The organism is Streptomyces sp. NPDC007808, assembly GCF_042868655.1.
Taxonomy (GTDB): Bacteria; Actinomycetota; Actinomycetes; order Streptomycetales; family Streptomycetaceae; genus Streptomyces.
Map to the genome: position 1 here is coordinate 384,318 of NZ_JBIAEQ010000001.1, position 13,892 is coordinate 398,209.

9 protein-coding genes and 4 pseudogenes are annotated in these 13,892 nt (G+C 71.6%); 6 read left to right on the forward strand and 7 right to left on the reverse strand.

Annotated features, from left to right (window positions below; genetic code table 11):
* Positions 1 to 86: 86 nt before the first annotated feature.
* Complete coding sequence (locus ACFYNL_RS01710) at positions 87 to 1,802, reverse strand: acyl-CoA dehydrogenase family protein (RefSeq protein WP_388794778.1); 1,716 nt, start codon at positions 1,800 to 1,802, stop codon at positions 87 to 89.
* Between the two features lie 74 nt (positions 1,803 to 1,876).
* On the opposite strand from ACFYNL_RS01710, the gene ACFYNL_RS01715 reads away from it, so the two are divergent.
* Positions 1,877 to 2,668, forward strand: coding sequence for a PaaX family transcriptional regulator C-terminal domain-containing protein (locus ACFYNL_RS01715; protein WP_388794781.1), 792 nt, complete (start codon positions 1,877 to 1,879; stop codon positions 2,666 to 2,668).
* A gap of 147 nt (positions 2,669 to 2,815) precedes the next feature.
* On the opposite strand, the gene ACFYNL_RS01720 is transcribed toward ACFYNL_RS01715, so the two are convergent.
* Positions 2,816 to 3,619 carry a pectate lyase gene (locus tag ACFYNL_RS01720; protein ID WP_388794784.1) on the reverse strand — a complete coding sequence of 268 codons (804 nt, stop codon included), beginning with the start codon at positions 3,617 to 3,619 and terminating at the stop codon, positions 2,816 to 2,818.
* Between the two features lie 762 nt (positions 3,620 to 4,381).
* On the opposite strand from ACFYNL_RS01720, the gene ACFYNL_RS01725 reads away from it, so the two are divergent.
* A complete protein-coding gene (locus ACFYNL_RS01725; protein ID WP_388794787.1) occupies positions 4,382 to 8,815 on the forward strand; it encodes an HAD-IC family P-type ATPase in 4,434 nt (1,477 codons plus the stop codon).
* Between the two features lie 57 nt (positions 8,816 to 8,872).
* Here ACFYNL_RS01725 and ACFYNL_RS01730 read toward each other — a convergent pair.
* A pseudogene (locus ACFYNL_RS01730) lies at positions 8,873 to 9,631 on the reverse strand (NADH:flavin oxidoreductase/NADH oxidase); the annotation flags it as partial.
* Positions 9,632 to 9,895: 264 nt separating this feature from the next.
* Positions 9,896 to 10,060, reverse strand: coding sequence for a hypothetical protein (locus tag ACFYNL_RS01735; protein ID WP_388794790.1), 165 nt, complete (start codon positions 10,058 to 10,060; stop codon positions 9,896 to 9,898).
* 577 nt (positions 10,061 to 10,637) lie between these two features.
* On the opposite strand from ACFYNL_RS01735, the gene ACFYNL_RS01740 reads away from it, so the two are divergent.
* Positions 10,638 to 10,811 (forward strand): hypothetical protein, encoded by a 174-nt coding sequence (locus tag ACFYNL_RS01740; protein ID WP_388794793.1) that lies wholly within the window; start codon positions 10,638 to 10,640, stop codon positions 10,809 to 10,811.
* A gap of 582 nt (positions 10,812 to 11,393) precedes the next feature.
* Here the strand turns inward: ACFYNL_RS01740 and ACFYNL_RS01745 are convergent.
* Together ACFYNL_RS01745 and ACFYNL_RS01750 are read right to left on the reverse strand one after the other, a co-directional pair.
* Positions 11,394 to 11,609, reverse strand: coding sequence for a hypothetical protein (locus tag ACFYNL_RS01745; RefSeq protein WP_388794796.1), 216 nt, complete (start codon positions 11,607 to 11,609; stop codon positions 11,394 to 11,396).
* A 6-nt stretch (positions 11,610 to 11,615) separates the two neighbouring features.
* Positions 11,616 to 11,987, reverse strand: a complete 372-nt coding sequence (locus tag ACFYNL_RS01750) for a hypothetical protein (protein WP_388794799.1) — start codon at positions 11,985 to 11,987, stop codon at positions 11,616 to 11,618.
* 422 nt (positions 11,988 to 12,409) lie between these two features.
* Between ACFYNL_RS01750 and ACFYNL_RS01755 the strand changes: the two are divergent.
* Positions 12,410 to 12,730: pseudogene (locus ACFYNL_RS01755) on the forward strand (DUF2637 domain-containing protein); the annotation flags it as partial.
* Between the two features lie 294 nt (positions 12,731 to 13,024).
* Positions 13,025 to 13,237: pseudogene (locus ACFYNL_RS01760) on the forward strand (hypothetical protein); the annotation flags it as partial.
* Positions 13,238 to 13,293: 56 nt separating this feature from the next.
* Here ACFYNL_RS01760 and ACFYNL_RS01765 read toward each other — a convergent pair.
* A pseudogene (locus ACFYNL_RS01765) lies at positions 13,294 to 13,416 on the reverse strand (NADH:flavin oxidoreductase/NADH oxidase); the annotation flags it as partial.
* A gap of 122 nt (positions 13,417 to 13,538) precedes the next feature.
* On the opposite strand from ACFYNL_RS01765, the gene ACFYNL_RS01770 reads away from it, so the two are divergent.
* Positions 13,539 to 13,892 (forward strand): ArsR/SmtB family transcription factor, encoded by a 354-nt coding sequence (locus tag ACFYNL_RS01770; protein ID WP_388794802.1) that lies wholly within the window; start codon positions 13,539 to 13,541, stop codon positions 13,890 to 13,892.

Sequence of the window (13,892 nt, forward strand, 5' to 3'; positions counted from 1 at the left end):
GTGTGGCCGCAGGGCCGCCCAGGGTTCCCGCCCTGCCCTGCCACGGCCTCGGACACCCGAGCGATCCGAGGTCCGGGCCCTCGCCCTCACTCCCCGCCCGGCAGCGCCCTCCCCAGGATCGCGTCCACGTCCGCCGCCTCGGGCAGCGTCCCGAAGGAGTGCCCCCAGTCGCCGCCCAGTCGGGTGGCGCAGAAGGCGTCGGAGACGGGCGCGGGGGCGTGGCGGACCAGGAGGGAGGCCTGAAGGGTCAGGGCCATCTGTTCCACCAGGCGTCGCGCACCGGCCTCGGAGCCGGTGGCCAGCAGGCCCTTGAGACGGGTCACCGCCGCGTCCAGCCGGACGTCCGCGCCCCTGGCCAGGGAGAGCTCGCAGAAGAGCGCTTCCGCGGTGGCCGGCTCCCGGGTCAATGCCCTCAGGACGTCCAGGGCGTTGACGTTGCCCGACCCCTCCCAGATCGACAGCAGCGGAGCCTCCCGGTAGTGGCGGGGCATCCCCGAGTCCTCGACATAGCCGTTGCCGCCCAGGCACTCCAGGGCCTCCGCGGTGAAGGCCGGACCCCTTTTGGTGACCCAGTACTTGCCGACCGCGGTGGCGATCCGGCGGAAGGCCGCCTCGGTGCCCTGCGCGTCGTCCCCTCGCACCACCCGGTCGGCCGCTCCGGCCAGCCTCAGGGTGAGCGTGGTGGCGGCCTCGGACTCCAGGGCGAGATCGGCGAGGACGTTGCGCATGAGCGGCTGGTCGACCAACCGCGCGCCGAACGCGCTGCGGTGCCGTACATGGTGCCCCGCCTCCACCAGCGTCTTGCGCATCAGCGTCGCCGACGACATCACGCAGTCCAGCCGGGTGCAGTTCACCATTTCGATGATCGTCTTGACGCCCCGTCCCTCGGGCCCCACCAGCCAGGCGACGGTCCTGTCGAACTCCGGTTCGGAGGAGGCGTTGGAGCGGTTGCCCAGCTTGTCCTTCAGACGCTGGATGCGGAAGGTGTTGCGGGTGCCGTCGGGCAGGACGCGCGGCACGAGGAAGCAGGACAGACCGCCGGGAGCCTGGGCCAGTACGAGGAAGACGTCGCACATGGGCGCCGAGGTGAACCACTTGTGGCCCCGCAGCGTGTACACGCCGGGCTCCGCCGTCGGCGTCGCCGTCGTGGTGTTGGTCCGTACGTCGGAGCCGCCCTGCTTCTCGGTCATCCCCATGCCCGCGAGCAGGCCCCGCTTGTCGGTCGGGACGCGCAGGCCGGGCTCGTACTCCCGGCTGGTCAGCAGGGGTTCGTAGATCTTCGCCAGCTCGGGCTGCCGACGCAGCACGGGGACGGCGGCGTACGTCATCGACGTCGGACAGCCGTGCCCGGCCTCGGTGTGGCCCCACGTCAGGCCGCCGGCGGTCCGGGCGACGTGGGCGCCGGGCCGCTCGTCCGCCCAGGGTGCCGCGGCCAGGCCCTCGGCGACGGCCACGCGCATGAGGCTATGCCAGCTCGGGTGGAACTCGACCTCGTCGACGCGGTGGCCGTACCGGTCGTGCGTGCGCAGTTCGGGCTCGTGTCGGTTGGCCTGCTCGCCCCACTCCTGCGCCTCTACGCTCCCGGCCCGCAGGCCGAGCCGGCGGATGTCCTCCTCGGCCCACGCCGCCCCCTCGCGGCGCAGCCCTTCGAGCAGCGCCGTGTCCTCGGACGCGTCGTACGGAGACAGGGGAGGGGGCTGGTTGGTGACGTCGTGGGTGGCATACCCGCTGGTGTGCTCCGCCGCGATCGAGGAACGTTCCTGCGCGGCACCGGACTGCTCCTGCGGGAGTATCGAGACCATACGGTCAGTGTTGCACTCGTGCTGCGGCCGCAGCAATCCTGTAATACGTCCTCCCGCCTCGTAGAGTCGTGGCCATGCCGAACAACACGTCCCTGCCGGCCGTCGAGGTGGAGCTTCGCCCGCTGTCCGCTCGCTCGGTCGTCCTCAGCCTGTTGCTGGGGCTGCATCCGCCCGAGCTGCCGGTGAAGGACCTTGTGCGGGGCGTGGAGTCGTTCGGCGTCGCGGGCTCCACCGTGCGGGCCGCGCTCAGCCGCATGGTCGCGGCCGGTGACCTGCGGCGCGCGGACACGGTCTACCGGCTCAGCGACCGGCTCCTGGAACGCCAGCGGCGCCAGGACGACGCCGTCCACCCCAGCACCCGTCCCTGGAGCGGCGACTGGGAGATGATCGTGGTCACCGCCACGGGCCGCGGGCCCGCCGAACGGGCCGAACTGCGCGGCGAGTTGACCCGCCTGCGGCTCGCCGAACTGCGGGAGGGCGTCTGGCTGCGGCCGGCCAACCTCCTGCGCCCCCTGCCGCCCGGCGTCGACCGGGTGGCCGAGTGCTGCACGGCCCGCCCCGACCGCCCCGCGCGCGAGCTGGCCGCGCGGCTGTGGCCGCTGGACGCCTGGACCGTTACGGGGCACGCCCTGCTCACCCATGTCGCCGGTGCCCGCCGCCCCTCCGACCGCTTCACCGCCTTCGCGGCGGTCGTACGGCACCTCCTGGCCGACCCGGTACTGCCGCCCGAACTCCTTCCGGCCGACTGGCCCGGCGGCCGACTGCGAGCGGCCTACGCGGACTACCGGCAGGAGTTGTCGGAGGCGGCACTGGTGCGCGACGGCGGGGAGGGGGCGCCCGGAAGGGGCGGAAGGGGTGTGCGCTGACAAGGGGGCGGCCCGCGGGTGTCCGCCCGCTTGAGAGCGGAGAGTCGTCCCCCGCGTACGACCGCCCGGCGGGCGCCCCGCATGACGCGGCGGCCGTTCGAAGCGCCGTGCAGGGCGCTTCGAACGGCCCGTCTCATCGCCGCGCGGTCACCTGTAGGTGATGTCGGACGTCGAGTACTTGCAGTACGTGCCGTCGGGCCCGGTGCCGTTCTCCTTGGGCTCCTGGCCGCTGCTGTTGCCGATCCACTTCTGGCAGGGAATGATCTTCCGGCTGCTGTCCCCGACGATCGTGATGTTCCTCAGGGTCGCGACGTCGTTGTAGTTGGTGTTGATGCCGACGATCCGGCTGCCCTTCCAGTTCACCTCGATGTTGTTGAGGTTGATCGTCCGCTTGTACTGCTTGCTGCAGTTGCCGCAGGTACGGGCGAAGGTGCCGAAGTTCTTGACCGAGAAGTTCGACACGTTCAGTGTGCCGGCGCCGTTGAACTGGAAGACCTTGTCGCCGGCGTCCCGTGCGCCACCGCCGGTGACGGTGTACACGTTGGACGACGACTCGCCCCGGAACGTCGCGGCGTCCTCGCCGACGTCCTCCCACCACACGTTCTGTAGCGTGCAGCTGCCCTTGCAGTGGATGCCGTCGGCGGCGGGCTTGCCGAGGATGACGTTCTTCAGGACGGCGCCGGGAGCCAGTTCGAGGATCGGCTTCTGGCCCTCGCCCTGACCGTCCCCGCCCAGGGCCCCGGAGCCGTACAGGCGCTTCATCCCGTAGTCCTTGGTGCCGGAGATCTTGATGGTGGCCGTGACCGGTTCGCTGCCGTTGGGGGTCGGCCAGGTCGCGGCGCTCGCCGCGGGGGCATGTGTGGTCATGATCATGCCAATAGAGAGACCGAGGGCGGCCAGCGCGCCGCCCAGTGCGCGTGTACGGGCGCGCGGTCGGGTCGCAGAAGTCATGTCCCGTTCCTTCTGTCGCGATGTGAGGGGTTCGATGTCGACCTGTGAGATCCCGGTCGCGGCCCCGCCGGGATCGTGCGCCGCAGGTCGGCGTGTCCGCCGGCGCCGCTGCCGTGGCGGGCGGCGCGGCTTGTTCATGTGCTTGAACTTTGTGTGCCAGGTGGAACTTGGAGTCGGCGGAGTGGCCGCGTGGGGGGTGGCGCGCCGTGCAGTCGGTCACTCCGCTGAACGGAACGTAGGGGGCAAGCGCTTTCTAGTCAACGCCTCACGCAGAAGAATTCGGTCGGTCGAGGGGTGAGCGAGGGCTCTCCACGGCGATCCACGGCTGACGGCTCGGCTTCCCCTGCCCGCCGGCCAGGCGGTCACGAACGGCTGGGGAGCCACGTACACCTCGGCTTCCGCCGCGATCCGCGACCGACGCCTCGTACAACGCCACGCTCGCGCCAGGAGCGAGTGTCGGCATCGGCTACCGGGCGACCCACACGGGCAACAGCGCCTAGCCTGCCTCCTTCACCCTCGACTTCACCCTCGACGGGACCGTCTGCACCGTCGGTTGACGCGCCCGGGCATGGGGCACGCCCACCGGACGCGCCCCACGTCCCGCGCCCTCCTCCCGCCCGGCTTCACCCCCTCGTGATCGGCCTTGGCCCGCGGTCGCCCCGGTGTGCCCCGCCGGATCGCGCGCGGGCGGATGACATGGCGTTTTGCGGGAACCCGGGTCCGCGCGGAAGACGACGCCGACCGAGGTGAAGAGGGCGAGCGATGGTTCTTGGGCTGCTCACACGTCCGACGGCTGCCGCGGCCGGAATGGTCGCGGCCGGACCGCGGCTGCTGGTCAGAGGAGCCGCACCCGCGGTGGGAGCGGCCGCGGGCGCCGTGGCCGGAACGGCCCGGGCCGGTGTGAAGAGCGTCGACACGGCGGCGCGTGTCGTGCGGGTCGCCCGCAACACGCTGCCTCTGCGCCCCCGCCCCTGGCGGAGCGGCACCCGTGTGCACCTGGCGCTGCACCCCGACGAGCCCGACCGCGTGAAGCGGGCGGGCGGGACGGAGCGAGCCGCCCGCCGGGTCGCCGAGGCGCTGCTGGAGCGGCCCGACGTGGCCCTGGCGTACTGGGACGGCGGACTGCGCCGGCTGGTGGTGACCGCCGTCGAGGAGTCGGTCAGCGACCGCGTGATCGAGAAGGCCGCCGAGATCGCGGCCCGTCACGGCCTGGCCCAGTCGGACGAGTCGGTGGAGGAGGTCCCGCACCCCGCCGATCCCGCCGGGGTACGGGCCGCCGCCGCGACGCTCGCCGCCGACGGGCTCGGCATCGCCGCGGCGTTCATCGGGTACGGGCTGGGCCTGCCGACCACCCCCCGGTCGGTGACCGCGCTCGTCACGCTGCTGCGGGAGAACCCGCGCTTTCGCGGATGGCTGCGGGCGCGACTCGGCCGGACCCGCATGGACATGGTGATGGCCGCCGCGAACGCGGTCGTGCACGGCGCCGGCCGGACCCCGACCGCGCTGGTGCTGGACGGTTCGCTGCGCTCGCTGCAACTCGCCGACACGGTGGCCCGCGCGGCCGCCTTCGACATGGTCCACGACGAGGTCTGCCTGCCCGAGCGGTGCAGCGTGGCCGGTGACCACTGCCCGCGCCCGCCGCTGCGCACCTCACCTGCCCAGGAGTACGCCGCGCACGCCGAGACCGGCAGTCTCGTCGGCGCACTGGCCACGCTGCTGGTCAAGCACGACGGCACCGAGGCGGCCGAGGCGGTGCTCGCGGGCTCGCCCAAGGCCGCGCGCTACGGCCCGGCCGCCTTCCACGCCGTCCTGAGCGCCGCGCTGTCCCGTACCGGCGTGCTCGTGCGGGACACCGAGCGGCTGGGGCAGCTGGAGATGGCCGACACCGTCGTACTGCACCCGAGCGCGCTGCGGACACCCGGAGCGGGCGCGGACCCGTGGGCGGAGACCGTGCTGGACGCGGCACGGCGGGCGGGCCTTCGCGTGGTGATGGTGAACGATCCCGCCCTGGCCGACTTCACCAACCTCGCCGACCAGGTCGTCAGCGGGGAACGCTCGCTCGGCGAGGTGGTCGGGGCGCTGCGGGCCGACGACGCCGTGGTCGTCACGGTGGCGCGGCCGGGGCCCGACGACGGGGACGTGTTCGAGGGGCTGCTCGCCGGGGATGTGGCCGTCGTCCTCACCGACCGCGACGGCGCCCTCGTCTGGGGCGCGGACGTGCTCGCCCCGCACGGCCTGGCCGACGTGTGGCGGCTGCTGCGGGCGGTTCCGGCCGCACGCGGGGTCGGCCGCAGGTCGCAGGTCCTGGCGCGGTCCGGAGCCGCCCTGTCCGGACTGCTGGTGGCGATCGGCAAGTCCAGGCGTGGCCGCCCCACGCCGTGGCCCGGGATCCGGCACACACCGGTCGACGTGAGCGCGGCCTGGGCCCTGCTGACCGGTGTGCGCTCGGCCCTGGGCGTGGCGGCGGCCCGGGCACCGCACCCCCGTCCGCGTGTGGCCTGGCACGAACTGGAGCCCACCGAGGTCCGCGAGCGGCTGGAGCGTGAGCACGAGGCGGACGCCGAGCCGGGTATGCCCGAGCAGGCCACGGACCGGGTGCGCAAGGCGTTCCGGGCCATGGGACGCAAGCGGGTGTTCGCGCCCTTGAGCGGGCCGCTGCAGCTGGCCCGTGCCGTGCGCGGCGAACTCGACGACCCCCTCACCCCGGTGCTCGCCGTGGGCTCGGCCGCCGAGGCGATCCTGGGTTCCGTCGTGGACGCCCTGCTGGTGGTGGGCGCGCTCGACCTGAACGCGCTCGTCGGCGGTGTCCAGCGGATGCGGGCCGAACGGGCCCTGTCCGGTCTGCTGGCCAAGCAGAAGCAGAAGGCGCGCGTCGCGGACGAGGAGTCGGAGTCCCGCTCGCACCTCGTGGACGCCGCCAAGCTCCACCCCGGCGACGTGATCGAGCTGCGCGCGGACGACGTGGTGCCCGCCGACGCCCGTCTGCTGTGGGAGGACGGCCTGGAGGTGGACGAGTCCGCGCTGACCGGGGAGTCCCTGCCGGCCGACAAGTCGACCGACCCGACGCCCGACGCCGCCGTGCCCGACCGCAGCTGCATGGTGTTCGAGGGCACGACCGTGGTGGCGGGGGAGGCCCGGGCCGTCGTGGTGGACACCGGTGAGCGCACGGAGTCCTCCCGGGCCGTGTCCCTGGCCGCACGCACACCGCCGTCCGCCGGAGTACAGGCCCGCCTGCGTGAACTCACCGACAAGGCACTGCCGTTGACCCTCGCGGGCGGTGCCGGTGTGACGGCCCTGTCGCTGCTGCGCGGCACGCCGATCCGCGAGGCGGTGAGCGGCGGCGTGGCCGTGGCGGTGGCCGCGGTGCCGGAGGGGCTGCCGCTGGTGGCGACCGTGGCGCAGCTGGCCGCCGCCCGGCGGCTGAGCCGCCGCGGGGTCCTCGTCAGGGCCCCGCGCACCCTGGAGGCGCTCGGCCGGATGGACACCGTGTGCTTCGACAAGACCGGCACGCTCACCGAGAACCGGCTGCGCCTGGTCCGGGTCACCGACGCCGACGGCACGATCCGCAAACCGCACGAGAGCGAGGGCGACACCACCCTGCGGACCGCGGCACGTGCCTGCCCGCAGTTCAACGGCGGCTCGGAGCGGCCCGTGCACGCCACCGACGAAGCCGTCCTGGACGCCGCCCCCACCGACCCGGAGTGGTCCCAGACGGAGGGCCTGCCGTTCGAGGCCGGCCGCGGTTACGCCGCCGCCGTCGGCCGGGCGCAGGACGGCGCCGCCGTACTCGTGGTCAAGGGCGCCCCCGAGACGGTGCTGCCCGCCTGCGTCGACCTGCCCGAGTCGGCGACGGAGGCGGCGCACACGCTCGCCGCCGACGGACTGCGGGTCCTCGCGGTGGCCCGGCGTCGGCTGCGGGAGACGGAGCAGGCGGCGGACGTACTGGACCAGCCCTTGGAAAAGCTGGAGTTCACCGGTCTGCTGGCCCTCGCCGACGTACCGCGCGAGACGTCCACGGCTCTCGTCGAGGGCCTGCGCAACGCGGGCGTACGGCCCGTCATGCTGACCGGCGACCATCCGCAGACGGCGCGGGCGATCGCCGCCGAACTGGGCTGGCCCGAGGACACCGGTGTGGTCACCGGCGACGAACTGGCCTCCGCGGACCGGGAGGCCCGGGCCCGGATGCTGAGCGACATGGGCGTGGTCGCCCGGGTCGCGCCCGAGCAGAAGCTTCAGGTCGTCGAGGCGCTGCGGGACGCCGGCCGGGTGGTCGGCATGGTCGGTGACGGCGCCAACGACGCCGCCGCCATCCGTGCCGCCGACATCGGCGTCGGCATCGACGCGCGCGGCTCGGCGGCCGCCCGCAACGCCGCCGACCTGGTCCTCACCGACGGTGATCTGACCGTCCTGGTCGAGGCGGTGGGCGAGGGCCGGGCGCTGTGGCACAGCGTCGCCGACGCCATCGCCATCCTGATCGGCGGCAACGCCGGCGAGGTGGGCTTCGGCCTGCTCGGCACCCTCCTGTCGGGCGCGGCGCCGCTGTCCACCCGCCAGATGCTGCTGGTGAACCTGTTCACCGACCTGTTCCCCGCCATGGCGGTGGCGGTGACGCCGAAGGAGCCGGAGGACTCGGAGACGGAGTCGATTACGCAGCGGGTGCCCGAGGGACCGGAGGCGGAGTCGACCACGCAGCAGGTGCCCCCGGGACCGGAGGCGGAGTCGACCACGCAGCAGGTGCCCCCGGGACCGGAGGCGGAGGCCGGGCAGTCCGCGCCCCCGACCGAACCCCTCGGCACCTCGCTGCTCGGCGCCCCCCTGATCCGCAAGATCCGGCACCGCGCACTGACCACCACGCTGGGCGCGACGGCCGCCTGGCTGATCGGCCGTTTCACGCCCGGTACGGCCCGCCGCTCCACCACGATGGCCCTGTGCGCGGTGGTCGGCACCCAGCTGGCCCAGACCCTGGCGGACCGTCGGAGCAGCCCGCTGGTCCGTGCCACCGCACTCGGCTCCGGAGCCGCCCTCGTCGCCCTGGTCGAGACGCCCGGCATCAGCCACCTCTTCGGCTGCACGCCGCTCGGCCCGCTCGCCTGGGCGGGGGTCGCCGCGTCGATCGCGCTCGCGGTGGCCGGACAGCGGGCCCTGCCGCAGCTGGAGCGGCTGATGGTCCGCTACCTGCCGGCTCACCTCCGCTGACGCGGCGTCGGCGGTACCGGCTGGGCGACGCCTCCGCCCAGCCGGTTCCGCGGCGCCTCAGACGGAACGGTGGTACTGGTCGGGCACGTGCACGTGGCCGCCGAGTTCGCGTGCCGCATGCCGCGCCCAGGACGGGCTGCGCAGCAGCTCACGCCCGAGCAGTACGGCGTCCGCCTCGCCGTTGGCGACGATCTTCTCGGCCTGCTCGGCGTCGGTGACCAGGCCCACAGCGGCGACCGGGAGCGAGGTCTCGGCCTTCACCCGCGCGGCGAACGGCACCTGGTAGCCCGGCCCGACGGGGATGCGGACCCCGGAGGCGTTGCCGCCGGTCGAGACGTCGAGCAGGTCGATGCCGTGGGCCTTGAGGTCGGCCGCGAAGCGGACGGTGTCATCGGCGGTCCAGCCGCCCTCCTCCAGCCTCCGTCGCCGAGATCCGGAAGAACAGCGGCCGGTCGTCCGGCCACACCTCTCGTACGGCGTCCACGACCTGCAGCGCGAACCGGGTGCGGTTCTCGTACGAGCCGCCGTGCTCGTCGGTGCGGTGGTTGGAGTACGGGGACAGGAACTCGTTGATCAGATAGCCGTGGGCGCCGTGGATCTCCGCGATCTCGAACCCGGCGGCGAGCGCCCGGCGGGCGGCGTCCGCGAACTGCCCCACGATCCGCCGGATCCCGGCGACCGTCAGCTCGCTCGGCACCGGGTGCCCGTCCGCGAACGCGAGTGCGCTCGGCGCCACCGGCTGCCATCCGTAGGCGTCCGGCCCGACGGGCGCGCCGCCCTTCCAGGCCGGTCGGTGGACGCCTTGCGGCCGGCGTGCCCGTTCGATTCGGGCGTCCGTCTGGTGACGGTGTGGGGTTCGATTCCCCTTGACCATGGCGGCGAATAGGTAGGGCCGCGTGCCCGACGATCCGCGCAGGTCGGTTCGACTCCGGCCCTATTCACGAGGGTCCGCAAGGACACGAGGTTCCGCCCTTCGCCTCCCGGATCGTGCCCGGAGAAACAGGGCCTCTACTTGCTGCACCCGGACGGACGCTAGAAATTGGGGCGGGGGCGGCTCGCTACGGAACCGCCCCCGGTTGCCTAGACGGTGCGGAAGTGGCCGAGCACCGTCATACCGATGGTGAAGGCCGCCACGAAGGTGGCTCCGCTCCCGCTGATGACCGCAAGCGGCCCACCGTTCAAGGTCATCACAACGACGGCCGCGACGAGACACGACACGGCGGCACTCAACGCGACGATTGCCACGTCACGTACGGGGTGGTGGCACGAGTGGTGCGCCGAACTGGTCGACACTCTTCCTCCATTGACTCTTCCGCGTACCTGCATCTGGGCACGACTGACCGAGGTCAGTCGCTGTGAGGTAGGCGGCGCGCACTGACGGGCTAAGGAGCCCGCAACCAGCAGGAGGCCGGTTGAAGCGCGATAGAGAAGGTCAATAGAGGCTCCTGATTCTCAGAAGAGTGGACCACGCAATCTTACAGACACAGCAACTACCGTGCAACGGGAAGTAGTTCAGAGGTCAGAGCACCTGATTTGGGAGCGGGGAGTCGGAGGTTCGAATCCTCCCGTCCCGACTCATCCGGCGACCGGACAGACCGGGCACAGGGCTCCGCCGGAGGCAGGAACGAACGGCGAGCCTGCCGGACTTCACCACCATCCGGAGGCCACATGCCACGCGTAGCAATCCCCGTAACGACGTCGACCCGAGCCGGTGTCGCGCTCGCCTCGACGACCGGTGACCCGGTGAACAACCACACCGTCGCCAACGACGGTCGGACGGCCGTCATAGTGGAGAAACACGAGCTCGACGGTCGCCCGCACGGTGACCTTCCGCATCGCCCGCAAGGTCGACGGCTTCGCGGTTGCCCCGCGGACGGAGACCGTAGTGGTGGGGGAGCGTCAGCTCTTCGGCCCGTTCGACATCCAGGAATACGGCCGTCAGCTTCAGGTCGACGTCGACAATGCGGAGCTCAAGCTCACGCCGATTCGGATCTGATGGGTGGGGACCGGCGCTGAAACTGAGCCGTCCCGACCATGTCAGCGTGCCCATAGCCAGGTGACGAAACCTGTCAGCGCACTGGACGTGAGGGCCAGGAACCGGACAGGAAGACGGTCAGCGGTGACGCGGAAGCTTCCGATGCGTACCTCAAAGTACGGCGCTACATCGGCTGCGGTCTGTACTGGCGTGCGCGGCATGCCCCGCCTCCTGCGGTGATGTTGACGGTGGGTACCTATTGGGGCGATGCGTGCGGCTGGCCAGGCGACGCGAAGTGCCGGAATTATGTCACGAACAAGCCTCTGACCAGCACCGGAACAGCATGATTGATCTGAGCTTTTCTTGAGCTCGGTGCGGTGCGGCAGTTGATAATGCGAGCTCGGGGCGGTGCGGCAGTTGGTGTGCAAGCTCAGGACGCACTCTGGTGACATTGGGATGCGCTATATGCGAGACCGACTTGGTCCGACATGGGCGTACGGCCGACGGGTCGGGCCTGTGCCTATCGCGGGCGTCCGAGACGTAGTAACGGCGAACGGCAGCCCCGCCCCGGAGGAAGACTCCAGGGAGCGGGGCTGAGCTACGTCAGGACTTCGGGAGCTCGACGACGAACGCGGGCTCGCCCGACGGGTCGTCGCTCCCGTAGTAACCAACCTTGCCGCCCTTGCGGCCGACGTCGAGGACGAGCGTCCCCGTCACGGACTGACCGGGCTTGTACGTCGTGTCGAGGCCATCGCCTTCGCCGACGCCTTCGAGCGTGGTCGCGTCCTGCGCGGCCGTCTGTTCGTCCTCCCACTGCATGGCTCCTTACGGCATGATCTCCGCTGGAGCCTTGCCCATGTTCTTCAGCGTGAGCGTCAGCTCGACGTACTGCCCGTGTTCCGGCTCGTTCGTCGTGTCGACCTCTGCCGGCGTGACGTACTTGGCACTGGCAACGGTGACTTCCATCTGCGTCGTCACCTTGTAGTTCTCGCCGTACTCGTCCGTCTCACCGAGCCCGAACTCCGCCGTCTCTCCGACGCCCACCACAGACGCAGGAGCGGACGAGGACGCCGATTCCGACGGCTCCTCGACGGCCGCCTCTTCCACGACGGCTGACTTCTTCGGAGTGGCCCCCTCGTCGGAACCCCCCGACGAACACCCCGCCAACAGAACGGCGGACACGAGCATCGCCGGCACACAGGCACGGCGGAAGTAAGCGCGCATAGCGCAACCCCCCCATGAACAGCGGCGGCGCGACCTGGCTTCCCGTTGAATTCCCGGCGGGGACGACGGCGGTCGTCCTCGACGAGGAGGGGTCGAAGTTCACTGACGTGATGCTTGTGGAGTACGAAGACGGTCGAGAGCTCTTCTTCCCCGTCTGCCGGGACGGTGACTGCGGGGACGAGATCGTCGAGCGCTATGAGCCGACGAGCCCCTCACGATCGGTGGGTTCGCGCGGCGGCTCGTCGGCGCTACGTGCTCCACCTGCGGTACGAGCCTCTAACAACTCCTTTCGGGCCCCTGTCAATTCCGGTGACAGGGGGCTCCGGTGCGCCAACCACTCACACCCCAGGCACACGAACGAGGAGCCATGAGAGCACGACTGTCCGACCCCCCTTCTGATTCAGGCCGTCATCGCTGCCGCTCTCTCCTTCGCGCACATCCATGACATCGCGGAGGCGGCCGGCCAGGGCGGGTGGAAGGCGTGGGCGTACCCGGTCAGCGTCGATCTCCTGTTGGTCATGGCCTGGAAGCAGATTCGGGAGGCGGCCGACGAGGAGTCGACGAAGGCGCCGCGCGTATGGTTCTTCCTGTCGCTCGCGGCGTCCATGGGTGCCAACATCGCGACGTCCGGTGTCGTCGACCTGGAGCACCCGCCCACATGGCTCCGCGTCCTCGTCGCCGGGTGGCCCGTGCTGGCGTTCTTCGGCGGCTCGCTCCGCGTCCTGTGCGGCAGGTGTGTGGGTCATCGAACGTGTGGTGCCCGTACTGCTGCGGCTTTGGCGGCTGCCCGGAGTGTCGCCTGACAGGGATGGTGCCGTGCCCGGAATGCACCAGTGGCCCAGATGTCCCCGTGATTCTCTGGTGACCCCCATGAGCCCGCGGGCTGGCGCCCCGTGGCGCTGGCTCGCGGTGGGCGCGACGGGGGCGGGTGGGGTGAGCCGTTTGAGGTCGGCCAGGCTCCCCAGCCCCCGTTAGCGTCCGTCCCCTCCGCCCGACTCAGCCTCCCTCCTTTGTGCCTTCGGAGGGAGCGGGCGGAGGGGCAACCCTGCCCCGTTCATCTCCCACCCCCGTGGAGATGGGCGGGGCTTCTTCAAGTCCGCAGGTCACTCGCGCACTACGCGGCCCGCGAGGCCGGCGGGACGGGCCTGATCATCGTCGAGGCGACGGGGGTGGACCCCGAGGGCCGGATCTCTCCGTACGACCTCGGCATCTGGAACGACACCTGGGACACCAGGAACCGGGTGATCCGGCGGAACGCCTCGACCTGGGTTAAGTGTCAGTCGTCGGGGGCGCCCGTGTCGGGGCCCTGCGGGGCGGCCGAGTACTGGCACATCGGCGGCATCCACACCCGGTTCGGGATCGTCACACCGCGCAGGGTGAGGGGCTCGAACAGCGCGCTCACGTCGGACTCCATTCGTCACGGGCACCGGTCGTCGACTCGTACGATAGGCATCGTAGTATGGCAAGTGTCAAACTACGATGGCTCTCGTACAATGACAGGCACCCGAGCGAAGTGGAGCCGCCGTGACCAGCCCCGCTGTCAGCAGCCGAGACCTCCCGCACCCGGCGCGCGAGGAGATCCGTCTCGAAGGCGTGCTGCACGCGCTGTCCGACCCGATGCGGCTGCAGATCGTGCGCGAGCTCGCCGCCGTCGGCGACGAGCTCTCCTGTTCGCAGTTCGACCTGCCCGTGACCAAGTCCACCACCACGCACCACTTCCGGGTGCTGCGCGAGAGCGGTGTGATCCGGCAGATCTACCGGGGCACGGCGAAGATGAACGGCCTGCGCAAGGACGACCTGGACGGCCTCTTCCCGGGGCTCCTGGACGCACTCCTCGACGCCGCCGCGCGGCAGGCCGTCCGCCGCGACGACGCCTGA

What these genes read in the sequence shown, in the direction of transcription:
- ACFYNL_RS01710 (WP_388794778.1), bottom strand. Translation starts at nt 1,802, where the DNA reads ATGGTCTCGATACTCCCGCAGGAGCAGTCCGGTGCCGCGCAGGAACGT.
- ACFYNL_RS01715 (WP_388794781.1), top strand. Translation starts at nt 1,877, where the DNA reads ATGCCGAACAACACGTCCCTGCCGGCCGTCGAGGTGGAGCTTCGCCCG.
- ACFYNL_RS01720 (WP_388794784.1), bottom strand. Translation starts at nt 3,619, where the DNA reads ATGACTTCTGCGACCCGACCGCGCGCCCGTACACGCGCACTGGGCGGC.
- ACFYNL_RS01725 (WP_388794787.1), top strand. Translation starts at nt 4,382, where the DNA reads ATGGTTCTTGGGCTGCTCACACGTCCGACGGCTGCCGCGGCCGGAATG.
- ACFYNL_RS01745 (WP_388794796.1), bottom strand. Translation starts at nt 11,609, where the DNA reads ATGCAGTGGGAGGACGAACAGACGGCCGCGCAGGACGCGACCACGCTC.